Source organism: Achromobacter xylosoxidans, from assembly GCF_014490035.1.
Classification (GTDB): domain Bacteria; phylum Pseudomonadota; class Gammaproteobacteria; order Burkholderiales; family Burkholderiaceae_B; genus Achromobacter; species Achromobacter bronchisepticus_A.
Window position 1 is genome coordinate 6,419,655 of record NZ_CP061008.1, and the last position, 23,508, is coordinate 6,443,162.

Sequence of the window (23,508 nt, forward strand, 5' to 3'; positions counted from 1 at the left end):
CCCTCCATGGCGAGCAAACCCGGCGAGCGCAAGACCCAGATTCTGCAAACCCTGGCCGAGATGCTGGAGCAGCCGCACGCCTCCCGCATCACCACGGCGGCCCTCGCCGCGCGCCTGGAAGTCTCTGAAGCCGCGTTGTACCGGCACTTCGCCAGCAAGGCGCAGATGTTCGAAGGGCTGATCGAATTCATCGAAACCAGCATCTTCACGCTGGTGAACCAGATCGCCATCGCCGAGCCCCATGGCCTGACCCAGGCCCACCAGACCGTTTCCATGCTGCTGACCTTCTCGGAACGCAACAAGGGCATGACGCGCGTGCTGACCGGCGATGCGCTGGTCACGGAAGACAACCGCCTGCAGGAACGCATCAATCACATCAACGACCGCATCGAGGCGTCGTTGAAGCAATCGCTGCGCATCGCCGTCACCGATGGCGGCCTGCCGCCGCAGGCCAATGTCGCGGCGCATGCCAGCCTGCTGACGCATCTGGTGCTGGGTCGGTGGCTGCGTTACGCGCAGAGTGGGTGGCGCATTGCGCCCACGCTGCATCTGGACGAACAGCTGCGCCTGGCGCTGGGCTGAGCGGCCCGCGCCGCCTGCCGGCTTCGGCGCCGATTAGCATCGTGGCACGATCTAATTAACTTCCTTTCCGTCTCTATTTCCGCCTATTTGCATTGTTCCATGCAACAATCTCCGCTTGCCGGCGGCGCGGGGCGACGAGCATAATGCCCGTCAAAGGTTTTCCACAAGCCCAAATCTCCACAGGCTTGATCAGTATCAATACGGGTTTTCCGCAATGCCGTCACGATCATGCTGTAGCGTCGACACACCGATTTGACCTATCCCGTTGCTCGCGGGGCGGTGTGTCGGCAGTTTGACCTCAACCGGAGATGGATATGACCGCGCAAGCCGCCGTCCCTGCCTCGCAAGCCCCAAAGAAAACCAAAATTCCAATCGGACTCGTCGCCGGCGTCCTTGTGATGATCGGCGTGCTGATGATGCCTTTGCCCGCCGACCTGCCCGTCGCGGGCCACCGGATGCTCGCCATCCTGGCATTCGCAGTGGTGGTCTGGATTACCGAAGCCGTGTCCTACGAAGCCAGCGCGATCATGATCACGACGCTGATGGCCTTCCTGCTGGGCACGGCTCCGACAATCAAAGACCCGCAAGTCATCTACGGCACCTCGGCCGCGATCAGCATGGCGCTGGCGGGCTTCTCGAACTCGGCGCTGGCGCTGGTCACCGGCGCCTTGTTCATTGCCGCGGCCATGACATTCACCGGGCTGGACCGGCGCATCGCGCTGGTGACCCTGTCCAAGGTAGGCACCAGCACGCGCCGCATCCTGATCGGATGTATCGCGGTGACCATCGTGCTGAGCCTGGTCGTGCCCAGCGCCACCGCGCGCAGCGCGGCCGTGGTGCCCATCATGATGGGCGTCATCGCGGCCTTCGGCGTGGACAAGCGCTCCAACATCGCCGCCGGCATCATGATCATCGTGGCGCAGGCCACCAGCATCTGGAACGTCGGCATCCAGACCGCCGCGGCGCAGAACCTGCTGACCGTGGGCTTCATGGAGAAGATGCTGGGCCAGCGCGTGGCGTGGTCGGACTGGCTGATCGCCGGCGCCCCCTGGTCGCTGATCATGTCGGCCGTGCTGATCATCATCGTGCTCAAGCTGCTGCCGCCGGAAAGCGACAGCATCGCGGGAGGCAAGGAAGCCGTCGAGAAGTCGCTGCTTGAACTGGGCCCCATGACCGGCGCGCAAAAGCGCCTGATGGCCGTGTCGCTCATGCTGCTGCTGTTCTGGTCGACCGAAGGCAAGCTGCACAAGTTCGACACCACTTCGACCACCTACTTCGGCCTGGTCCTGCTGCTGCTGCCGCGCTTTGGCGTGATGACCTGGAAAGACGTGCAATCGCGTATCCCATGGGGCACCGTGATCGTGTTCGGCGTCGGCATCAGCCTGGGCACCGCCCTGCTGACGACCCAGGCCGGCCAATGGCTGGGCAACCAGGTCGTGGCGCACACCGGACTGGACCACCTCGGACCGCTGGCGATCTTCGCGATCCTGGCCGCCTTCCTCATCGTCATCCACCTGGGTTTCGCCAGCGCCACCGCGCTGACCTCGGCCATGCTGCCGATCCTGATCTCGGTGCTGGCCACGCTGCCGGGCGAATTCAGCCGCCTGGGCATGACCATGCTGCTGGGCTTCGTCGTCAGCTACGGCTTCATCCTGCCCATCAACGCACCGCAGAACATGGTGTGCCTGGGTACCGAGACCTTCAACGCCAAGCAGTTCGCCAAGGTCGGCATCATCGTCACCATCGTCGGCTACCTGCTGATGCTGCTGATGGGCATGACCTACTGGCGCTGGCTGGGCTGGCTGTAAGGAGGTCGCATCATGAAGATTTCGATCGCCCAAGCCAATGAATACGGTCGCCGCGTGCTGATGGCGCAGGGCGTGCCCGAGGACATCGCCCGCGACGTGGCCGAGCACCTGGTCGAGTCCGACCGGGTCGGCTACACCAGTCACGGCCTGTCCATCCTGACGAACTACCGGCGCGTGCTGTCCGAGGGCCTGGCCCAGGCCGACGGCCGGCCCGAGCTGGTCAACGACCGCGGCGCGATGCTGGCCTATGACGGCCACCACGGGCTGGGCCAATATGTCGGCAAGGTCGTCATCGAGAAGGCCATTGAGCGCACCCAAGAGCACGGCCAGTGCATCCTGACCCTGCGCCACAGCCATCACCTGGGTCGCATGGGCCACTACGGGGAAATGGTGGCGGCCAAGGGTCTGATCCTGTTGGCCTTCACCAACGTGATCAACCGCTCGCCCACCGTGGCGCCTTTCGGCGGCGCGCAGGCCTGCCTGACCACCAACCCGCTGTGTTTCGCCGGCCCGCTGCCCGGCGGCCGTCCGCCGTTCATCGTGGACATGGCCACCAGCTCCATCGCCGTCAACAAGGCGCGCGTGTTGGCCGCCAAGGGCGAGCAGGCGCCCCCGGGCTCGCTGATCGACGCCCAGGGCAATCCGACCACCGATCCCAACGCGCTGTTCACCGACCCGCCCGGCGCCCTGCTGCCGTTCGGCGGCCACAAGGGCTACGCGCTGGGCCTGGTAGCCGAATTGCTGGCCGGCGTGCTGTCCGGCGGCGGCACGATCCAGCCGCAGCATCCGCGCACCGGCGTGGCGACGAACAACATGTTCGCGCTGCTGCTGGATCCGCAGGTGGACTTCAACACGGACTGGCGGTCGATGGAGGTGGGCGCGTTCATCGACTACCTCCACGCCTGCAAGCCGCAACCCGGCGTCGAAGGCGTGCAGTATCCGGGCGAGTACGAAGCTCGCAACCGGGCGCTGAACGAGGACACGCTGACGTTTGATAGCCGGATCTGGGATGGGCTTACCAAGCTGGCCGTCGACCTTGGGGTGCCTGAGGCGTTGCCTGCTTGAGGTTGTGTTTGCTTGCGGGCGTCCTATGAGTTCTTAAGACGCCCGTCACGTCGGCGGCCCGCCAGGCGCGGGGCAACGATTGCGGTCCGGAGCCTTCGCTCCGGACTTCCCCATCCTCATCCTCGTCACCGCCTGCGGCGGTTCCTTCGGATTCCGTCGGGCTTATCGACGCCCCGCGCCTGGCGGGCCGCCGACGCGACGGGCTCGTTCAGTTGCAATCTGACGTCGGCTGGGGCGAGCGGTGTGCTTGGCGTTCTGGCAACGAGTGGGGGTATGGCGAGGGATTTTGCGGGGATTGCCTCGGGCCGACCGCGCGGGCGGCCTTCCGAGGCTTCCGCGGTGTCTTGCGGTTGAGGATGGCGCTGCGCGTGCATGAGACGGCCGTCAGCATTGACGCTTTGAAGGCGACGGCGCATCACCGAACGTCACCAGGCCGTTGATCATCACCGACCGCTAAGCCGCGGTGCCGGATGGGTGGCGCGCGCGAGAGAATCTTCAAGCGCAAACCGCTGCCTGCCGCGCGCCACCCATCACCGCCCCACCCACTGAACGGTGATGTCATCAGAAAACGACCGCCCGCATTCGCGACAGCGAACACCATCAAAATTTCGGAAATCACGTATGTAATTTTCGGCCGCCCGCGCGGCCGAAAATGACGGGCAGTAAAAGACTCGCCACTAACCACGGCTCTAGCAGCGCACCAGGCCAAAACGGCGGCAGCCCGTCGGCGCGGGCGGCGTGGCGGCTCGCAACCTCGATGCGCCCGAGGGAATCCGAAGGCAGCCGCCGCAGGCGGCAACGAGGATGACGAAGGGGCAGTCCGGAGCGAACGCTCCGGACCGCAATCGTGGGCGCGAGCCGCCACGCCGCCCGCGACGACGGGCGACCTACGAAGAAGACCTAGCCCGCTCCAAGAATGCCCAGCAAACGGTCAAGATCATGTCTTAGCCGATCGATGCCGACTAATACTCATCATGATCCCAAACGCAATCCCCATGGTGAACAAAGCCGTCCCCCCATAGCTCATGAACGGCAACGGCACCCCCACCACAGGCAGAATCCCCGTCACCATCCCCACGTTCACGAACACATAGATGAACAGCATCATCGTCAGCGCCCCAACCAGCAACCTGCCGAACTGCGACGATGCCCGTGACGCGATCGTCAGCCCTCGCGCCATCATCAGGCCATACAGCACCAGCATGGCGATGCCGCCGTAGAGTCCGAATTCTTCCGCGTACACCGCGAAGATGAAGTCGGTGGTGCGTTCAGGGATGAAGTCCAGGTGCGTCTGCGTGCCCTTCATGTAACCCTTGCCGTACACCCCGCCCGAGCCCACCGCGATCATCGACTGGATCGTATGGAAGCCCTTGCCCAGCGGATCGGAGCTGGGATTGAGCAGCGTGCACACCCGGTGCTTCTGGTAGTCGTGCAGCACCACCCAGTCCACATCGGGCTCGCATAACTGGTCTTCGTAGTAGATCAGCGTGCCTATGCCGATGATGCCCGCCAGCATGACCGGCACCAGCAGCTTGAACGACAGGCCCGCGAAATAGATCACGAAGAAGCCGGCGCCGAACACCAGCAGGGCCGTGCCCAGGTCGGGCTGCAGCACGATCAGGCCAAAGGGCGCGGCCAGCATGGCGGCGGCCGCCAGGAAGTCGCGGATGCGCACCGCGCCTTCGTGACGCTGGAAATACCAGGCCAGCATCATGGGCACGGCGATCTTCATCATCTCGGAGGGCTGGATGCGGGTCACGCCCAGGTTCAGCCAGCGGGTCGCGCCCTTGCTGGTCTCGCCGAAGAACTCCACGCCCAGCAGCAGCACCACACCCACCACGTAGAAAGGCAAGGCCAGCTTCATCAGCCACTTCGGCGGAATCAGGGCCATGGTCCACATGGCGAAAAAAGCGATGATGAAATTGCGCGACTGTTCGGCGAAGCGCCAGTCGGTGCCGCCCACCGCGGAATGCATGACCGTCATGCCCAGCGCGGCAAACATCAGCAGGATCGCCAGCAGCGGCCAATCGAAGGCCGTGAACACACGTAGCAGGATAAGGCCCAGGCGTTTCATTATCGGCGCACCACGTCGGAAGCGATTTCCTCGACCGAGGCCAGGGGGTCGGCGCGGTCGGGCCGCACGATCTTGTCCTGGCGGTCCTTGGCCAGCCAATAGTCGAACACCTTGCGCGCGACCGGGGCGGCGACGCTCGCGCCCCAGCCAGCGTTCTCGACGATCAGCGCCACCGCAATGCGCGGATGCTCAAGCGGCGCGAAGCCCATGAACAAGGCGTGGTCGCGCAGACGTTCGTCAATGGCGCTGGCGCGGTAATGGCCGCCGCGCAGGCTGAACACCTGCGCGGTGCCGGTCTTGCCGGCTGCCTGGTAGGGGGTGTTGGCGAACGCGCGCCGCGCCGTGCCGGCCCGCACCACGTCCGCCATGGCGTTCTTGATCACGTCCACGTTGGCCTGCTTGAGGGGAATGCGATAGTCGGGCGCGGACTCGGTGGGCTTGGCCTCGCCGGTGCGCGGATCGCGCACCGCGTGCACCAGGTGCGGGCGGCGGTACAGGCCGTTGTTGGCCAGCGTGGACGTGCCTTGCGCCAGTTGCAGCAGCGTAAAGGCGTTGTAACCCTGCCCCACCGCCACGGAAATCGTCTCGCCAGCGTACCAACGCTGGCGGTCCTTGTCCTTGTAGGCCGAGCGCTTCCAGTCGGTCGAGGGCAGCACGCCGCGTTTTTCGCCTTCCAGGTCGATGCCGGTGATCTGGCCGAAACCGAATTGCTTGGTGAAATCGTGCAGTGCGTTCACGCCGATCTCGGGGCCCAGCGAATAGAAGTAGGTGTCGGACGACACGACGATGGCCTTGTGCATGTCCGTCATGCCATAGGCCGCGCCGCCGGCGTTGCGGAATTTCTGGCCGCCGAACTCGTAGTAACCGGGGTCGGAGATGCGGTCGGTGGCGCGGCGCTTGCCCAGTTCGAGCGCCGCCAGGGCCACGAAAGGCTTGTAGGTCGAACCGATGGGATAGGTGCCGTACAGCGGCCGGTTGATCAGCGGATGATCCGGCGACTCGTTCAGCATGCGCCAGTTGTCCACGTCGATGCCGTCCACGAACAGGTTCGGATCGAACGAAGGCTGAGAGACGAAGGCCAGCACCTCGCCGGTGTCGGGATCGATGGCGACCAGCGCGCCGCGCTGTCCCTCGAAAGCCGCTTCGGCCACCTTCTGCAGGCCCAGGTCGATCGAGAGCATGATGTCGGAGCCCGGCACCGGATCGATGCGGCGCAGCGTGCGCATCGGCCGTCCGCCCGCGGTCACTTCGACCTCTTCCAGGCCGGTGCGGCCGTGCAGCTGCTCTTCCCAGGTTTTCTCGATGCCCTTCTTGCCGATGACCTCGGTGCCGCGATAGTTGCCCAACTGGCCGGCACGCTCCAGCTCTTCGTTGTCGCCTTCGGCGATGCGGCCGATATAACCGACCACATGGCCCGCCGACGCGCCCTGCGGATACTCGCGCACCCAGCGCGCGCGCAGCTCCACCCCGGGGAACTGGAAGGAATGCGCCGCGAACCAGGCGGCTTCGGTCTCGTTGAGGTTGTTGCGCAGCTGCAGGCTGGCGTAGCGGCTGGACTCGGCGGCGCGGCGCTTGAAGCGGCGCTGGTCGGCCGGACTGATGTACACGACCTCGGTCAGGCGTTCGAACAGCTGGCTCAGATTGCCGGCATGGGCCGGAACGACCTCCAGCGTATAGGTGCGGTAGTTGCGCGCCAGCACCTCGCCGTTGCGGTCCAGGATCTCGCCGCGCCGCGGCGGGATGGGCACGACCGCGATGCGGTTGCGGTCGGCGCGTTCCGACAGGCCTTCGTAGCGGTCGACCTGCAGGTACCAAAACCGGCCGATCAGCACGCCGAAGCAGGCCAGCGCGAATAGCCCGCCCACCCAGGCGCGCAGGCGGAAACGCTGCTTCTGCTGCTGGCCAGTTTTCTTGAATTCGAACATGACGCGGCGCCGCCGTCAGGCGGAGGAGGATTCAGCGTCGTCGACACCGCGCTGCGGCAAGTGCAGAACCCAGCCCGCCAGCGGCCACAAGGCGGTGGTCAGGAGCACGCTGATGCCCCAGTCCCAGCCCGGCCATTTGCCGGCCAGCCATGCATGGATGATCTGGGTCACGAAGCGGGCGATGAAGAACACAGGCAGCATGTGCATGGCCTGGCTCCAGAGGTCGAAGCGCTGCAGCCGGCGGTGCAGCACCACTGCGCCGTAGGCGACCAGCGTGTACGAGAGCGCGTGTTCGCCCAGCAGGCCGGCGTCGTGCACGTCCATCAGCAGGCCGAAGAAGAAGGCGGTGAACAGGCCAACGCGGCGCGGCTCGTGCACGCACCAGAAGGCGATGATCAGCAGCAGGATGTCGGGCGCGCCCTGCCACAGGCGCCAGGGCAGCAGCGATACCAGCCACGCCACCAGCACCGTGGCCCAGACGAACACGCCGTGCGCCGGGCCGGAAAGCCGGTCGGGCTGCACGTTGCTGGGGGTGCCGAGGCGGCGCGCGGCCTGCCCCGAGGATTGATTAGTCCGATCCACCGGAATCGACCTCCTGACGGTTGGACTCGGCGCGCTCCACATCGACCTGCAGGACCAGGAAGTGGCGGTAGCGTTCGGGATGGGCCAGCGGTTCGCATACGGCGCGCGCGAAGCCGGAAGCGGTATCGCGTTCGACCGAGGTCACCTTGGCCACCGGCAGGCCGGCCGGGAACAGCCCGCCGACGCCGCTGGTGACGATGGTATCGCCTTCCTTGATGTCGGCGTTGGCGGCAAGGTAACGAACTTCCATCTTGCCCGGCGAGTTGCCGCCGAACGCAATCAGGCGCAGGCCGTTGCGCAGCAGCTGCACGGGGATGGAGACCTGCTCGTCGGTGACCAGGGCCGCCTCGGCCGTCATGGGCGTGACGCGCACGATCTGCCCGACCACGCCGCCTTCGTCGATGACCGGCATGCCCGGGGCCAGGCCCGCCTTGCTGCCCTTGTTGAACACCAGGCGCTGCGTGAACGCATTGGTGGGTTCGTACATGACTTCGACCACCACGGCGGATTGCGCCACGGTATCGGTCACGCCCAGCAGCCGGCGCAGCTGCGAGTTCTCGGCAGCCAGCTGGGCGCCATGCGTGGTCACCTGGGCCAGCTCGATGCGCTGGCGCTGCAAGGCTTCGTTTTCGCTACGGATGAGATTGGCCGCGTTGACCCATTCGTTCACTTGCTGGACGAGGTCGCGCGGCGCCATGACGGCGCGCTGGAAGGGGTACAGCGCCACGGACATCGCCCGGCGCGCCGGTTCCAGCATGCGCCATTGCGAATCCATGACAATCAGGGCCAACGCAAGGACGACCAGAACGACCAGCCGCACCTCCGCAGGTGGGCCGCGCCTGAATAGGGGAGGAGTCCCTTGTCGTTGCATGAATCTCAGCCCGGACGCCCGCGTCCGTCGCTCCGGCAGCGGCCGGAGCCGTGAAAAAGCGGGGCTCCGGGCTGGCGGGCAAAATTAGTCGTTGATGAAGATGGCGCCCAGTTTCTCAAGGTGTTCCAGCGCCTCGCCGCAACCGCGCACGACGCAGGTCAGCGGATCGTCCGCGACCACGACGGGCAGGCCGGTTTCTTCCTGCAGCAGGCGGTCCAGGTCGCGCAGCAACGCGCCGCCGCCGGTCAGGGCGATGCCCTTGTCGGTGATGTCGGCGCCCAGTTCGGGCGGGGTCTGTTCCAGCGCGATCTTCACGGCCGAAACGATCTGGTTCAGCGGGTCGGTCAGCGACTCGAGGATCTCGTTGGACGAGACCGTGAAGCTGCGCGGCACGCCTTCGGCCAGGTTGCGGCCCTTGACCTCGATCTCGCGGACTTCGGATCCCGGGAACGCCGAGCCGATTTCCTTCTTGATCAGTTCGGCGGTGGGCTCGCCGATCAGCATGCCGTAGTTGCGGCGGATATAGTTGACGATGGCTTCGTCGAACTTGTCGCCGCCGACGCGCACCGAACCCTTGTAGACCATGCCGCCCAGCGAGATGACCGCCACTTCCGTGGTGCCGCCGCCGATGTCGACCACCATGGAGCCGCTGGCGTCGGACACGGCCAGGCCGGCGCCGATGGCCGCGGCCATGGGTTCTTCGATCAGGAAGACGTGGGACGCGCCCGCGCCCAAGGCCGATTCACGGATGGCGCGGCGTTCGACCTGGGTGGAGCCGCAGGGTACGCAAACAATGATGCGCGGGCTGGGCGCCAGCATGTTGCGGGGGTGCACCATGCGGATGAACTGCTTGAGCATCTGCTCGGTGACCGTGAAGTCGGCGATCACGCCGTCCTTCATGGGCCGGATGGCCTCTATATTGCCGGGAACGCGGCCAAGCATCTGCTTGGCTTCATGGCCGACGGCTTGAATGATCTTCTTGCCGTGGGGACCGCCTTCATGACGGATTGCGACCACGGACGGTTCATCGAGCACGATGCCCTTGCCGCGGACGTAGATCAGCGTGTTGGCGGTACCGAGGTCGATCGCCATATCGCTGGAAAAATAACTGCGCAGGAATCCGAACATGGGAGCTCAGCTAAATTCTGGGGGGAATGAGGTACATGCCGCGGGGCGTAGGGCCCGTAAAACAACGGGTCCGCCTGTCATCACGGCGATTAAACCGTGAATCATAACTTATAATTTCCCCGGAAATAGCGCATAAATGCAGGCTATTCAAGCTTTGTAACGGGTTCGGCATATGCATACTGCCCTGTCCCGCCCCTCGGCCTTCGCTTATCGATTTGCAATCCCCCATGGCGCTCAATGACACAGATGTGGCCCGCATTGCCCGGCTGGCCAGAATCGAACTGACCCCCGACCAGCGCACCGTCGCGCAGGCCGAACTCAACGGCATCCTCCACCTGATCGAACGGCTCCAGTCCGTCGATACCCAGGGGGTCGAACCCCTGGCCCACCCGCTGTCCGCCCATGAGGACATCGTGCTGCGCCTGCGTGAAGATGTCGTGACCGAACCCAGCTCGGAGGCCCGCCGCGAGGAGCTGCTGGCCAACGCCCCCGACGCCCAGGAAGGCCTGTTCCTGGTTCCCAAGGTCCTGGATTAAGTCATGACGAAACCCGCTCTGCACACCCAATTCAAGGGGATCGCCGCCCTGCGCGCGGCCCTTGCGCAACGCCAGATCAGCGCCGTCGAGCTCGCCCAAAGCGGCCTGGCGGCCGCCGAAGCGGCCAGCGGCCTGAATTGCTTTTTACATATTGACGCCGAATTGACGCTGGCCCAGGCCCGCGCCGCCGACGCCGCGCTGGCGTCCGGTTCGGCCGGCCCCCTGGCCGGCATCCCGATCGCCCACAAGGACGCCTTCGTCACCCGCGGCTGGCGCACCACCGCCGGCAGCAAGATGCTCGACGGCTATGTCAGCCCGTTCGACGCTACCGTGGTCGAACGCCTGGGCGAGGCCGGCGCCGTGTCGCTGGGCAAGCTGAACTGCGACGAATTCGCCATGGGTTCCGGCAACGAGAACTCCGCCTACGGCGCCGTGAAGAACCCCTGGGACCATGCCGCCGTGCCCGGCGGCTCCTCGGGCGGCTCAGCCGCTGCCGTGGCTGCCCGCCTGGTGGCCGCCGCCACCGGCACCGACACCGGCGGCTCGGTGCGCCAGCCCGCCGCCCTGTGCGGCGTCAGCGGCATCAAGCCCACCTACGGCACCGTGTCCCGCTACGGCATGGTGGCCTTCGGCTCCAGCCTGGACCAGGCCGGCCCGCTGGCCGAAAGCGCCCGCGACCTGCTCGAATTGCTGGACGTCATCAGCGGCTTCGACCCGCGCGACGCCACCAGCCTGGAAAAATGCGACGCCGCCGCCAACGCGCCCGGCCGCGTCCGGCGTGACTTCGAGGCGGCCCAGGGCCGTTTCGACGCCGCCGGCAGCCAGCCCCTGAAGGGCCTGCGCATCGGCGTGCCCGCCGAGTACTTCGGCGCCGGCCTGGCCCCCGACGTGGCCGCCGCGGTCGAAGCCGCGCTGGTCCAGTTCGAGGCGCTGGGCGCCGTGCGCGTGGCGGTGTCGCTGCCGCGCACCGAACTCGCCATTCCCGCCTACTACGTCATCGCCCCCGCCGAAGCGTCCAGCAACCTGGCGCGCTACGACGGCGTGCGCTACGGCCACCGTGCCGCCCAGTACGGCGACCTGAACGAAATGATCAGCCGCTCGCGCGCCGAAGGCTTCGGCGACGAGGTCAAGCGCCGCATCCTGATCGGCACCTACGTGCTGTCCCACGGCTACTACGACGCCTACTACCTGCAGGCGCAGCGCCTGCGCCGCATGATCGCGCAAGACTTCCAGCGCGCCTATGCGGACCAGTGCGACGTGATCATGGGCCCGGTGACGCCCACGGTGGCCAAGAACATCGGCGACAACCGCGACGATCCCACGGCCGACTGGCTGGCCGACGTCTACACGCTGGGCGTGAGCCTGGCCGGCCTGCCTGCGATGTCGATCCCTTGCGGCTTCGGCGGCGCTGGCAACCAACGCCCCGTCGGTCTCCAGATCATCGGCAACTACTTCGACGAAGGCCGCCTGCTGGCCATCGCCGACCGCTACCAACAAGTGACGGACTGGCACACGCGTGCCCCGGTCCAGCAAGGCTGAGAACATGAACTGGGAAATCGTCATCGGCCTGGAAACGCACACCCAGCTTTCCACCGACTCCAAGATTTTTTCGGGTAGCAGCACCGAATTCGGCGCCGCGCCCAACACCCACGCCAACGTGGTCGACCTGGCGCTGCCGGGCAGCCTGCCGGTCATGAACCGCGGCGCCGCCGAACGCGCCATCCGCTTCGGCCTGGCCGTGGGCGCCACCATCGCGCCGCGTTCGGTGTTCGCGCGCAAGAACTACTTCTACCCCGACCTGCCCAAGGGCTACCAGATCAGCCAGTACGAGCTGCCGGTGGTCGTGGGCGGTTCGCTGTCGTTCTTCGTGGGCGAGGAAGAAAAAACCGTCAACCTGACGCGCGCTCACCTGGAAGAAGACGCGGGCAAGTCCCTGCACGACGACTTCAGCCTGGCCAACGGCGCCCCCGGCAGTGGCATCGACCTGAACCGCGCCGGCACGCCGCTCCTGGAAATCGTGACGGAACCCGAAATGCGCTCGGCCGCCGAGGCCGTGGCCTACGCCCGCGCCCTGCACAGCCTGGTCGTGTGGCTGGGCATCTGCGACGGCAACATGCAGGAAGGCTCGTTCCGCTGCGACGCCAACGTGTCGGTCCGCCCTGTGGGCCAGAAGGAATTCGGCACCCGCACCGAGATCAAGAACGTCAACTCGTTCCGCTTCCTGGAACGCGCCATCGTCTATGAGGCGCGGCGCCAGATCGAGCTGATCGAGGATGGCGGCACGGTGGTCCAGGAAACCCGCCTGTACGACGCCGACCGCGACGAAACGCGCAGCATGCGCAGCAAGGAAGACGCGCACGACTACCGCTACTTCCCCGACCCCGACCTGCCCCCGCTGGTGATCTCCAGCGCCTGGGTCGACGAGGTCCGCGCCGCCATGCCCGAACTGCCGGCCGCCCAGCGCGCCCGCTTCGAATCCGAATACGGCCTGCCCGCCTACGATGCCGCCCAGCTGACCGTCAGCCGCGACCTCGCCGCCTACTTCCAGGCGGTGGCGAACGCGCTGCCGGCCGGCCAGGCCAAGCTGGCCGCCAACTGGGTCATGGGTGAAGTCTCCGCCGCCCTGAACAAGGACGAGAAGAGCATCGCCGAGTCCCCGGTCCAGGCGCCGGCGCTGGCCGCCCTGATCGGCCGCATCATCGACGGCACCATCTCCAACAAGATCGCCCGCGAAGTCTTCGGCGCCATGTGGGCCGGCGAAAACGGCGGTCAGGCGGACGCCATCATCGAGGCGCGCGGCCTCAAGCAGATCAGCGACACCGGCGCCATCGGCGCCATGATCGACGAGGTGCTGGCCGCCAACCCGGCCATCGTGGAAGAGTACCGGGCCGGCAAGCAGAAGGCGTTCAATTCGCTGGTGGGCCAGATCATGAAGGCCGCCCGCGGCAAGGCGAATCCGCAGCAGGTGAATGATCTGTTGAAGCAGAAGCTGGATAGCTGACGCTTTTACTGAGGATCGGTCTGATAAGGGGCTGCGGCGCATTGCCGCAGCCTTTTTTTCTGCCGAGAATGGCCAGATCAACTATTGGCCGGAGGCAGACATGACCCCTTATGTTGAAGTACCGCTTGAACGCCTGAAAGACACGCTCGACACTCTGCTAGTCGCCGCGAGAGACGGATCTCGCATCGTCATCATGCACGAAGGCGAACCCTACGCCCAAATAAAAGCAGTCAACCCCATGATGAGCGAGAAGGCACACCAAGCCTTGGAATCGCTCGCGACGTTCCCGGGAATCGAGCATCCCACCTATGAAAGCTGGTGGGCCGCCGTCAAGCCGGTGCACGAATGAAATTGGTGCTCGACGCCTCGGTCGCCCTGAACTGGATGAACCTGCCCGATCAGCCGCTACGTACCAAGGCGTTCCGCATTCTGCAGGATCTCGACACCTACAGCGTGTGCGTACCAACCATATGGCCGCTGGAAATCGCCCACGGAGCATTGCGGGCAGAGCGTACGGGAATGGCGAACGCCGGCATGCTGGCGCGGTTCCGAGAAATTCTGGAGGCTGTTCCCATCATCGAGGAATCGCGCCCAACGCAACTTTGGCTTTCTCGGAGCGTCTCGCTGGCCCGGGAATACCGGCTCACCGTCTATGACGCGTCATACCTGGAACTGGCGACTACCCTGGGCGCGACGCTGGCCACCTTTGATCAGCGACTTCATGAGGCCGCCCAGGCCTGTAACCTCGATATCCTGGGAGTTCCGTCCCGCCTGACGGAGCCTATCGCCCAATACGGCTCCTTCGACGCCGAAAGCGCTCGCTATTCGGCGAACAACAAGGCAGACGCCCCCAACTGGCGCATGCCCGATCACTTCACCCCATACTTCGTCCGATAAGCCAACACCGCCTCGCGGTGTTCGGCGAACGACGCATCATCCTGCAGCAACGCCAGGATGTCCGACAGCGAGGCAATCGACACCACCGGAATGCCGTAGGTCTTGGCCACGTCCTGCACGGCGGAATGCGCCGACAGCGCGTCGTCGGGACCCGCGCGTTCCATGCGGTCCATGGCGATCAGCACGGCGGCCGGCTCGGCGCCGGCGGCGCGGATGATCTCGACCGACTCGCGCACCGAGGTGCCCGCGGTGATCACGTCGTCAATGATGACGACCTTGCCCTTGAGCGGCGCGCCGACCAGGGTGCCGCCCTCGCCGTGGTCCTTGGCTTCCTTGCGGTTGTAGGCGAAAGGCACGTCGCCGCCCTTCATGTCCGGGTGGCCGGCCAGCGCCACGGCGGTAGCCGTGGACAGGGGGATGCCCTTGTAGGCCGGACCGAACAGCATGTCGAATTCCACGCCCGAATCCAGCAGCGCCTGGGCGTAGAACTGCGCCAGCTTGCCGACCGAGCGTCCGCTGTTGAACAGGCCCGCATTGAAGAAATAGGGACTGATTCGACCCGATTTGACCTTGAAGCTGCCGAAGCGCAGCACGCCCTCGTTCAAGGCGAAGCGGACGAAATCCAGGGCGGTGGCGGAAGATTGGGCGGCGGGCATGCGTAAAGGTCCGGTAGATGGCAAACGCCAGCATTTTATCCGCTGTCGGGGCTATTCCCGGGCGGCGGCGCGGAGTCGGTTAAATTGCTGCCATTGCCCCGGCCCTGGCGGCCGCTCAACAGGAGTTTCGCTTTGCTGCGCATCACGTCGATCAATCTCAACGGTATCCGGTCCGCCTTCCGCAAGGGCCTGCAACCCTGGATGGAAAAGCACGCCGCCGACGTGCTGTGCCTTCAGGAAATCAAGATATCCGACGAAGACCTGACCGACGACCTGCGCCACCCGCCCGGCTATACCGGGCACTTCCACCATGCCGTGAAGAAGGGCTATAGCGGCGTGGGCATCTATTTGCGCGACGCGGCCGAGCGTGTGAACGCCGGCCTGGAATGCGAGGAATTCGATCCTGAAGGCCGCATCATCCGCGCCGACTGGAAGAACCTGTCGGTCATCAGCGCTTACCTGCCCTCGGGCTCCAGCGGCGACGAGCGCCAGCAGGCCAAGTACCGCTTCCTGGACCGCTTCGGCCCCTGGATCGACGCCCTGATGCACGAGCACAAGACCACCGGCCGCGAGTTCATCATCTGCGGCGACTGGAACATCGCGCACAAGGAAATCGACCTGAAGAACTGGAAGGGCAACATGAAGAACTCGGGCTTCCTGCCCGAAGAGCGCGCCTGGCTGACCGACGTGTTCGACAAGCGCGGCTTCGTCGACGTGTTTCGCACCATCGACGATCGCCCCGACCAATACACCTGGTGGAGCAATCGCGGCCAGGCCTGGGCCAAGAACGTGGGGTGGCGCATCGACTACCAGATCGCGACGCCGGGCATCGCCGCCCGCGCCCGCAACGTGGCCATCTACAAGGACGAGCGCTTCTCGGACCACGCGCCCCTGACGATCGACTACGACGCCACGCTCTGAGCAGCATCCACCGGATCGCCCGCCGCCTCCCTTAGCGTTGCGGCGGCTTCCCGGCGCAACCATTCCAGAAAGGCTGCCGCCCGCGGATCTTCCGAACAAGGCCGCGGCGACAGCAGCACGTAGGCCGAGCCGTCGCGGGCAAAGCCGCAAGGCGCCTGCAGCCGGCGGTCGCGCAAGGCGTCGCACGCCATCAAGGCGGAACCTATCGCCACCCCCAGGCCTGCGGCGGCGGCCTGCAAACTCAAATAGAAATGCTCGTAGGCCGGCCCGGCCCGGCGCGGGGGCTTCACGCCCGCCGCCCGCGCCCAGTGCCGCCAGGCTTGCGGACGCGTCGCGCTGCTGAGCGCAGACGCCCCGCCCCAATCCGCTGCGGCCGGGTCCGCGCCCGCGGCGCCGAGCAGTCCCGGCCGGCACACCGGTCCCGTCCATTCCTCGCAAACGCGCTCGGCATGCAGGGCCGCGTCCCAATCGAAGTCATTGCGGCGCAGCGCCACGTCCACGCCCTGGGCGGCGAAATCCACCGGTCCGCCCGCCGCGTACAGATGCACCTGCACGCCGGGATGGGCGCGCTGGAAGTCCGGCAGCCGCGGGATCAACCACATCATGGCGATGGTGGGTTCGCAGGACAGCACCAGGGGCGCATCTGCCGCCGGCTGGCGCAGCTTGGCCAGGCCCGTTGCCAGCTGCTCGAACAGGGCGCTAGTCACCTCGAACAGCTGCCTGCCGGCATCGGTCAGAAAAACAGCCCGGTTGCGGCGTTCGAACAACGCCACGCCCAACGCATCCTCGAGCAGCCGGATCTGCCGGCTGACGGCGCCATGCGTCACGTGCAGCGTTTCGGCGGCCTTGCCGAAGGCCTGATTGCGGGCGGCGGCATCGAACACCCGCAGCGTATTGAGCGGTGGCAGTTTCATGGTGAAAGGTGAGTTTTTTTCACGAATATCCGGCATTAGAAATCGTTTTTCAGGCGCGCGCCAGCATCCCAAAATGCCGGCTCCGTTTCGAAACCCGCCGTCCTGTCGCCATGACCGAACTGATCGCCGTCGCCCTCATCACCATTCTTGCCGTCATCAGTCCCGGACCGGACTTCGCCATGGTCACGCGCAACAGCTATCTGTTCGGCCGGCGCACCGGCCTGATCTGCGCGCTGGGCATCGCGCTGGGCGTGCAGGTGCACGTGTTCTATACGATGTTCGGCGTCAGTCTGCTGGCGCATTACGCGCAGCCGGTGCTGCAGGGCATCAAGCTCGCGGGCGCCTGCTATCTGGTCTACATGGGCTGGAAGACTTTCTTCAACCGCACCCAGGTCAGCCGCGACCTGTCGGCCCGCCCGCCGATCACCGGCTGGCAGGCCTTATACAACGGCTTTCTGACCAATGCGCTCAATCCCAAGACCACGCTATTCGTGGTCAGCACCTATACGCAGGTCGTGTCGCCCGGCACGCCGCTGTCGCGGCAGTTCGGGTATGGCCTGTTCATGTCGCTGGCGCATTGGGTCTGGTTCGGCGCGGTCGCGTGGTCGGTGTCCTCGCCATTCTTGCGGCGGATGCTGCTGGATCATCAGCTTGCGGCCGATCGGGTGGTGGGAGCGGTCCTGATGGCCTTGGGCGCGGCGCTGGCCGCCGTGCAGTTGTAATCCTGCCGCAGGGTCTGATTTCGCTCAAATAAATAATGGGGACATATAATGGCGGCAATGGCCTTCATACCTCCCTGAATATGCCTGAAATCGACCTTTCTTCCCTCGCCGGAAATCGGAAGAGCGCAACCCCTCTTGGGAGAAATAAATGGGGACACATATATTTCCCCAGGGAATTCAAGCATTTCCGCCCAAAACCCTTAGAGAAAGGGCTCATTCCCTTGATTCCAAGTATTAATACGTCCCTATTAAATTAAAAGAAAAAGTGCTTTGATATCAAGGTGATGGCACTATTTTTCGGCTTTGCGCAGGGCAACATTTTGCCCCTACAATCCCCGCACCATACCGGTGCAGCCGTGCACCAAAAAAGAAATTTCGCGCCCCAATCCGGCGCAGTCCGCACCTATTCGAAGCACCCCCAAGGAGATCATGTTGAAAGTGCAGAGTCTGGACGACTTCCTGCGTGGCGTCGCCGCGCGCGACCCGCAGCAGCCTGAGTTCATGCAAGCCGTCCAGGAGGTGATGCTGAGTCTCTGGCCTTTCATCGAAAAGCACCCCCACTACGCCGAGCATGCCGTGCTCGAGCGCCTGGTGGAGCCGGAACGCGTGATCCAGTTCCGCGTGTGCTGGACCGATGACCGCGGCCAGGCCCAGGTCAACCGCGCTTTCCGCATCCAGCACAGCTCGGCCATCGGCCCCTTCAAGGGCGGCATGCGCTTCCACCCCTCGGTGAACCTGTCCATCCTCAAGTTCCTGGCCTTCGAACAGACCCTGAAGAACTCGCTCACCACGCTGCCCATGGGCGGCGGCAAGGGCGGCTCCGACTTCGATCCCAAGGGCAAGTCCGACGCAGAAGTCATGCGCTTCTGCCAGGCCCTGATGATCGAGCTGTACCGCCACCTGGGTCCGGACACCGACGTGCCGGCCGGCGACATCGGCGTGGGCGCGCGCGAAGTCGGCTTCATGGCCGGCATGATGAAAAAGCTGTCCAACTCGACCGCCAGCGTGTTCACCGGCAAGGGCCTGACCTTCGGCGGCAGCCTGATCCGCCCCGAAGCCACCGGCTACGGCACCGTGTACTTCGCTGAAGAAATGCTCAAGCGCGTGGGCAAGTCCTTCGACGGCCTGCGCGTGTCCGTGTCGGGCTCGGGCAACGTCGCCCAGTACGCGATCGAAAAAGCCATGGCGCTGGGCGCCAAGGTCGTGACCGTTTCCGACTCCAACGGCACCGTGGTGGACGAAGCCGGCTTCACGCACGAGAAGCTGGTTGCGCTGATGCACATCAAGAACGACCTGCGCGGCCGCCTGGACACCTACGCCCGCCAATTCGGCCTGACCTATGAGTCCGGCAAGCGTCCCTGGCACGTGCCGGTGGACGTGGCCCTGCCCTGCGCCACCCAGAACGAACTGGAACTGGCCGATGCGCAAACGCTGATCAAGAACGGTGTGCTGTGCGTCGCCGAAGGCGCCAACATGCCCGCCACGCTGGAAGCCGCCAAGGCCTTCATCGCGGCGCGCGTGCTGTACGCCCCGGGCAAGGCCAGCAACGCCGGCGGCGTGGCCGTGTCCGGCCTGGAAATGGCCCAGAATTCGGCCCGCCTGTCCTGGACGCGCGAGGAAGTCGACGCGCGCCTGCACGCCATCATGCGCGACATCCATGAAAATTGCGTGCGCCACGGCCACAGCGAGCGCGAGTACGTGAACTACCTGGACGGCGCCAACATCGCTGGCTTCGTGAAGGTGGCTGACGCGATGCGTCAGCAAGGCTTGTATTAATCCCCCCCCGAAGCGCTGCGCGCTTCCCCCCCAGGGGGGCGCCGCTGCGGACCGGCAGAGCACGGCTCCGCGCGGCCCCGATTGGGGGGAGACCAGCCTAATGCGAGCGGGTCTGCCTCTTCTTGTCTGATTGGACGGACCTGCCGCGACGGCGGGGAGCTGCCTGAGCCGGCCCCTGGGCCGGCTTAGTCTTTCATGCGACTACACCCCCGCGCCATCAGGCGCGGGCAGCGCGTAGCGCTTAATGCTTCATCGTGCCGTGGTTCATGCTGCCGTGGTTCATGCCGGGGTTGTGCGAGGCCGGCTTGACCGTGAATTGCACGGCGACTTCGCCGGCCTTTTCGAACTTCAGCGTGGCCGGGACCGTGCCGCCTTCGGCGAACGGAGCCTTCAGCTTGATGAACATGACGTGGTAGCCGCCCGGGCTGAGCTTGACCTCCGTGTCGGCCGGCAACGCAATGCCGCCTTCCACCTGACGCATCTTCGAGACGCCGTTCTCGGTCTGGACCGTGTGCAGTTCGACGCGCTCGGCCGCGTCGGACGAGACCGACAGCAGGCGGTCCGCGGTCTTGGCGTCGTTGTCGATATCCATATACCCCGCGCCATTGGACTGGCCGGGCGCCGATGCGCGCACCCAGAGGTCGTCGACCTCGATCTGGCCAACCTTGTAGTCCTTCGCCCAGGCCGACCCGGCCGTACACAGGCCCAGGGCGGCGATGACAGCGAACTTGCGGATGTTCATGGGTTGTTCTCCTAGTGGGTTAACGCCGCCTGACCAGGCTGCGGGCAGCTGACAGGACCGAATCCGTCAGGGCTTCCATCGCTTCGGAGTTTACCCGCCAATGCTGCCAATACAGCGGCACATCCTCCCAGGCGCGGCCTCGAAGCAGCATCAGCTGACCTGCATCAAGGTGCTCCTGCACCAAGGGCAGCGGATTCATGGTCCAGCCGAGGCCGCCCAGCGTGGCCTGCACGAACGCGCGGGTGGAGGGCACCCACCAGACCGGCGGCTGCCACGGCGCGGGATCGGCGATCTTGTGCGCGAAGCGCGCCTGCAGCGCGTCCTTGCGGTTGAACACCAGCACCGGCGCCTGCGCCAGCGTCTGGGCGTTGACGCCCTGCGAGAAGTAGCGCTTGTGGAATTCCGGCGTGCAGGTGGCCACGTAGCGCATGCTGCCCAGCGCATGGATGCGGCAGCCCTGGACCGGCTCGGCCAGCGCGGTCACCGCGCCCAGCACCGATCCATTGCGCAGCAGCGTCGCGGTGTGGTCCTGGTCTTCGGACTGCATGTCCAGCGTGGCGCGGGTGCGCGCCGAAAACTGTACGGCCGCGTCGACGAACCAGGTCTCCAGGCTGTCGTGATTGACCGCGACCGGGATGCTGGCATACGGCACATCGTCGTCCGCCACGCCCAGGCGGTCGAGCGCGTCATGCTCCAGCAGCGCCGTCTGCTCGGCCAGCCGCACCAGCACCTGGCCGTCCGCCGTCGCCACCGCCGGCACGGTGCGCTGGACCAGCAAGCGGCCCATGCGGTCCTCCAGCGCCTTGATCCGTTGCGACACCGCGGATGGCGTGACGCTGAGCGATAGCGCCGCCCGCTCGAAACTGCCTTCCCGCACCACCGCGGCCAGGGCCCGCAGGTTGCCGTGATCGATTTTCATAAAATTAGTTTTGCTTAAGATAGTGAAGGAAAATTAGCTTTATTTCATATTCACCGCAAGCGAAAATGCCTTATTACCGGAGCGCCTATAGCGCCCGGCGTTGTCATCCAAGCGCCGCCACAGGCGTAGCAGCACAGGTGCAGGTCATGTTCGCCACGTTGTCATCCCCCCTCTTTTTCACTGCCTGGGCCAGCGGCACGGCCACCGGGCTGGGCCTGTTCGCGGTCGTGGGCGCGCAAAGCGCGTTCATCCTGCGACAGGGGCTGATGCGCGCCCACCTCCTGAGCGTGGTCGCCATCTGCGCGCTGATCGACGCCGTCTTCATCTTCGCCAGCGTCTCCGGCCTGCAGGCGCTCACTGCCTGGTTCCCCTGGCTGACGACCGCCGTGCTGTGGTTCGGCGTGGCTTTCCTTTCGTGGTACGCGCTGCAGTCGGCGCGCCGCGCCTGGACCGCCACCGGCGGCCTGGCCGCCGCCCGCGACGTGGTGCCTTCGCGCCGCGCCGCCATGCTGGGCGCGCTGGGCTTTTCGCTGCTGAATCCGCATTTCTGGCTGGACATGGTGGTGGTCGGCTCGCTGGCGCACGGCTTCGAGGAAGCACGCATGGCATTCGCCGCCGGCGCCTTCACCGCCAGCCTGCTGTGGCTCGCCGTGCTCGGCATCGGCTCGCGCCTGTTCGCCCCGTTCTTCGCCAGCGCATCGGCCTGGCGCGTGCTGGACGGCATCATCGCGGTGGTCATGGCCGCGCTGGCGGTCAGCCTGGCCCTCAAGGGCGTGTAGGCGCATTCAAGCCACCTCTCCAGAAGTTCCCCGAACGGCCGCCCGGATCCTCCAGCGGCCGGTTTTCTTGCTTGCTGCACCCGCCACGTCCGGAGTCCCTCATGTACAGCTCCACCTTCATCTTCGCCGCCAGGCAGTTCGACGATAATTTCCACCGCCTGGATCAAGCCATCGCCGCCGCCGCCCGCGCCATTCCAGGCTACGCGGGCGAAGAGAGCTGGGCTGACGCCACGCGCGGCCTGATCTCCAACGTCTACTACTGGGAATCGCTGGAGGCGCTGGAACAACTGATCCGCCACCCCGCGCACCTGCAGGCCAAGGCCGCGCAAGCGCGCTGGCTGGACGGCTATCGCGTGGAAATCTGCCAGGTGCTCAGGCGCTACGGCGAGGGGCTGGCCCCGCCGTCCTTATAATCTGCCGGTTGCCATTCTTTCGTCGGGCGCAACACCGGCCCGCCAGACGATCATGCGCGGTCCCTCCCCTTCCAAAGATGTGCGCCTGCCCCCCCTTGCCGCCATCCAGGCCTTCGAAGCCGCTGCCCGCCTGGGTTCCTTCGAACGCGCCAGCGAAGAGCTGTTTGTCACCGCCAGCGCCATCGGCAAGCGCATCGCCGCGCTGGAGACCTTGCTGGACGTCACCCTCTTCATCCGCAGCAGCCGCGGCGCCACGCTGAGCTCCGCCGGGCGCGAATACCTGGACCAGGTCCGTACCGCGCTGGACCTGCTGTCGGACGCCTCCCTGCACAAGCGCGGCGAACCCAAGCTCGAACCCCTGCGTGTCGTCTCTACCCCCACGTTCGCCCGCCAGGTGCTGATCCCCGCGCTGCCCGGCTTCACCGCCGCGCATCCGGAGGTGGAGCTGGAAATCATGCTGTCCATTCCCTACCTGGACATCATGCCGCCCAATGCCGACGTCTGGGTGCGCTTCGGCAGCGGCAAATATCCAGGCTTGAACGCACGCCAACTGACGGCCGATCCCGTGTTCGCCGTCTGCGCGCCCAGCTACCGCGACCAGCATGGCCCCTTCGAGCGGCCCGCCGATCTGGCGCGGGCGCAACTGCTGCGCTGCCCCATGGAGCCGTGGCGGCCCTGGCTGGCCGCCGCCGGGCTGGACTGGCCCGAGCCCGCGCGCGGCGTGTGGCTGGTGGACCTGGGCATCATGCTGGCGGCTGCGCGCGCCGGCCAGGGCCTGGCGCTCACGCGACGCGCGCTGGCGGCTGAATGGCTGGACGAGGGCAAGCTGGTGCGCGTCCTGGACATCGAAATTCCCGGCGAATGCCAGTATTACCTGTGCACCGAAACCTCGCGCCCGCCGGGCAGGGCAGTCCAAGCGTTTTCCCTATGGTTGGAAGGCGTGTGCAAACAGGTTTCCCAATGGCCGCAAGGCCCGCAGGCCGGTAAGGAATAAATTTCCAGGCCGGGGCGGAATGAAATTCCGCGCAATCCGCCGCCGCGCTGGCTAGGATGCGGCCAATGCAACGTCCCGCCCATGTCCTCAACGGCACGCAGCCGCCCCCTTCCCAATCCCAGGCCGCGCCATCGCGCATGGCAGGACACCCTATACGTTTGTACTAGGTATTTACGCGGAAAAACCCTGCCGGGTCAGTTTCG

General features: G+C 65.7%; 23 protein-coding genes. 14 read left to right on the forward strand and 9 right to left on the reverse strand.

Going from position 1 to position 23,508, the window contains the following annotated elements:
• Positions 1-6: 6 nt before the first annotated feature.
• The 3 genes from slmA (at position 7) to IAG39_RS29820 (ending at position 3,455) form a co-directional block, all read left to right on the forward strand.
• Complete coding sequence (gene slmA, locus IAG39_RS29810) at positions 7-582, forward strand: nucleoid occlusion factor SlmA (RefSeq protein ID WP_059378316.1); 576 nt, start codon at positions 7-9, stop codon at positions 580-582.
• 314 nt (positions 583-896) lie between these two features.
• On the forward strand, positions 897-2,390 hold the full coding sequence (locus tag IAG39_RS29815; protein ID WP_059378318.1) for a DASS family sodium-coupled anion symporter: 1,494 nt from the start codon (positions 897-899) through the stop codon (positions 2,388-2,390).
• A gap of 12 nt (positions 2,391-2,402) precedes the next feature.
• Positions 2,403-3,455 (forward strand): Ldh family oxidoreductase, encoded by a 1,053-nt coding sequence (locus IAG39_RS29820; protein WP_059378320.1) that lies wholly within the window; start codon positions 2,403-2,405, stop codon positions 3,453-3,455.
• Between the two features lie 937 nt (positions 3,456-4,392).
• On the opposite strand, the gene rodA is transcribed toward IAG39_RS29820, so the two are convergent.
• The 5 genes from rodA to IAG39_RS29845 form a co-directional block, all read right to left on the reverse strand.
• Positions 4,393-5,529, reverse strand: coding sequence for a rod shape-determining protein RodA (gene rodA, locus IAG39_RS29825; protein ID WP_118933232.1), 1,137 nt, complete (start codon positions 5,527-5,529; stop codon positions 4,393-4,395).
• Positions 5,529-7,454 carry a penicillin-binding protein 2 gene (gene mrdA / locus IAG39_RS29830; RefSeq protein ID WP_118933233.1) on the reverse strand — a complete coding sequence of 642 codons (1,926 nt, stop codon included), beginning with the start codon at positions 7,452-7,454 and terminating at the stop codon, positions 5,529-5,531. The genes rodA and mrdA overlap by 1 nt, the downstream gene beginning before the upstream one ends.
• A gap of 15 nt (positions 7,455-7,469) precedes the next feature.
• The gene (gene mreD, locus IAG39_RS29835) at positions 7,470-8,036 is read right to left on the reverse strand and encodes a rod shape-determining protein MreD (RefSeq protein ID WP_059380005.1); all 567 of its coding nucleotides are present in this window, start codon (positions 8,034-8,036) and stop codon (positions 7,470-7,472) included.
• Positions 8,023-8,907 (reverse strand): rod shape-determining protein MreC, encoded by an 885-nt coding sequence (gene mreC / locus IAG39_RS29840; RefSeq protein ID WP_042796087.1) that lies wholly within the window; start codon positions 8,905-8,907, stop codon positions 8,023-8,025. Before mreC ends, mreD begins: the two co-directional genes overlap by 14 nt.
• Positions 8,908-8,991: 84 nt before the next feature.
• Complete coding sequence (locus tag IAG39_RS29845) at positions 8,992-10,035, reverse strand: rod shape-determining protein (RefSeq protein ID WP_006216320.1); 1,044 nt, start codon at positions 10,033-10,035, stop codon at positions 8,992-8,994.
• 227 nt (positions 10,036-10,262) lie between these two features.
• On the opposite strand from IAG39_RS29845, the gene gatC reads away from it, so the two are divergent.
• The 5 genes from gatC (at position 10,263) to IAG39_RS29870 (ending at position 14,469) form a co-directional block, all read left to right on the forward strand.
• On the forward strand, positions 10,263-10,571 hold the full coding sequence (gene gatC / locus IAG39_RS29850) for an Asp-tRNA(Asn)/Glu-tRNA(Gln) amidotransferase subunit GatC (RefSeq protein WP_054456891.1): 309 nt from the start codon (positions 10,263-10,265) through the stop codon (positions 10,569-10,571).
• 3 nt (positions 10,572-10,574) lie between these two features.
• Positions 10,575-12,110 carry an Asp-tRNA(Asn)/Glu-tRNA(Gln) amidotransferase subunit GatA gene (gatA, locus tag IAG39_RS29855; RefSeq protein ID WP_118933234.1) on the forward strand — a complete coding sequence of 512 codons (1,536 nt, stop codon included), beginning with the start codon at positions 10,575-10,577 and terminating at the stop codon, positions 12,108-12,110.
• Positions 12,111-12,114: 4 nt separating this feature from the next.
• A complete protein-coding gene (gene gatB / locus IAG39_RS29860; protein ID WP_118933235.1) occupies positions 12,115-13,572 on the forward strand; it encodes an Asp-tRNA(Asn)/Glu-tRNA(Gln) amidotransferase subunit GatB in 1,458 nt (485 codons plus the stop codon).
• Between the two features lie 100 nt (positions 13,573-13,672).
• On the forward strand, positions 13,673-13,921 hold the full coding sequence (locus IAG39_RS29865) for a hypothetical protein (protein WP_059380002.1): 249 nt from the start codon (positions 13,673-13,675) through the stop codon (positions 13,919-13,921).
• A complete protein-coding gene (locus IAG39_RS29870) occupies positions 13,918-14,469 on the forward strand; it encodes a type II toxin-antitoxin system VapC family toxin (protein WP_223283410.1) in 552 nt (183 codons plus the stop codon). Before IAG39_RS29865 ends, IAG39_RS29870 begins: the two co-directional genes overlap by 4 nt.
• On the opposite strand, the gene pyrE is transcribed toward IAG39_RS29870, so the two are convergent.
• The gene (gene pyrE, locus IAG39_RS29875; RefSeq protein WP_118933236.1) at positions 14,442-15,125 is read right to left on the reverse strand and encodes an orotate phosphoribosyltransferase; all 684 of its coding nucleotides are present in this window, start codon (positions 15,123-15,125) and stop codon (positions 14,442-14,444) included. The genes IAG39_RS29870 and pyrE overlap by 28 nt on opposite strands.
• 132 nt (positions 15,126-15,257) lie before the next feature.
• On the opposite strand from pyrE, the gene IAG39_RS29880 reads away from it, so the two are divergent.
• The gene (locus IAG39_RS29880; protein WP_054456902.1) at positions 15,258-16,046 is read left to right on the forward strand and encodes an exodeoxyribonuclease III; all 789 of its coding nucleotides are present in this window, start codon (positions 15,258-15,260) and stop codon (positions 16,044-16,046) included.
• On the opposite strand, the gene IAG39_RS29885 is transcribed toward IAG39_RS29880, so the two are convergent.
• Positions 16,028-16,960: a LysR substrate-binding domain-containing protein gene (locus tag IAG39_RS29885; protein WP_118933237.1), complete on the reverse strand. Its 933-nt coding sequence runs from the start codon at positions 16,958-16,960 to the stop codon at positions 16,028-16,030. The two genes, IAG39_RS29880 and IAG39_RS29885, sit on opposite strands and share 19 nt — an antisense overlap.
• 110 nt (positions 16,961-17,070) lie before the next feature.
• Between IAG39_RS29885 and IAG39_RS29890 the strand changes: the two genes are divergently transcribed.
• Complete coding sequence (locus IAG39_RS29890; protein WP_118933238.1) at positions 17,071-17,682, forward strand: LysE family translocator; 612 nt, start codon at positions 17,071-17,073, stop codon at positions 17,680-17,682.
• 429 nt (positions 17,683-18,111) lie between these two features.
• Entirely contained in the window at positions 18,112-19,458 is a 1,347-nt protein-coding gene (gene gdhA / locus IAG39_RS29895; protein ID WP_054456908.1) for an NADP-specific glutamate dehydrogenase, read from the forward strand.
• A gap of 241 nt (positions 19,459-19,699) precedes the next feature.
• Here gdhA and IAG39_RS29900 read toward each other — a convergent pair whose 3' ends face one another.
• Complete coding sequence (locus IAG39_RS29900; RefSeq protein ID WP_059379997.1) at positions 19,700-20,200, reverse strand: copper chaperone PCu(A)C; 501 nt, start codon at positions 20,198-20,200, stop codon at positions 19,700-19,702.
• A 19-nt stretch (positions 20,201-20,219) separates the two neighbouring features.
• Positions 20,220-21,119, reverse strand: coding sequence for a LysR family transcriptional regulator ArgP (locus tag IAG39_RS29905; RefSeq protein ID WP_042796077.1), 900 nt, complete (start codon positions 21,117-21,119; stop codon positions 20,220-20,222).
• A gap of 146 nt (positions 21,120-21,265) precedes the next feature.
• Here IAG39_RS29905 and IAG39_RS29910 point away from each other — a divergent pair, with 146 nt between their 5' ends.
• The 3 genes from IAG39_RS29910 (at position 21,266) to IAG39_RS29920 (ending at position 23,305) form a co-directional block, all read left to right on the forward strand.
• The gene (locus IAG39_RS29910; protein WP_054457287.1) at positions 21,266-21,898 is read left to right on the forward strand and encodes a LysE/ArgO family amino acid transporter; all 633 of its coding nucleotides are present in this window, start codon (positions 21,266-21,268) and stop codon (positions 21,896-21,898) included.
• 101 nt (positions 21,899-21,999) lie between these two features.
• Entirely contained in the window at positions 22,000-22,311 is a 312-nt protein-coding gene (locus IAG39_RS29915; protein ID WP_118933239.1) for an antibiotic biosynthesis monooxygenase family protein, read from the forward strand.
• A gap of 52 nt (positions 22,312-22,363) precedes the next feature.
• Positions 22,364-23,305 (forward strand): LysR substrate-binding domain-containing protein, encoded by a 942-nt coding sequence (locus tag IAG39_RS29920; RefSeq protein WP_165867885.1) that lies wholly within the window; start codon positions 22,364-22,366, stop codon positions 23,303-23,305.
• The last annotated feature ends 203 nt before the right edge of the window (positions 23,306-23,508 follow it).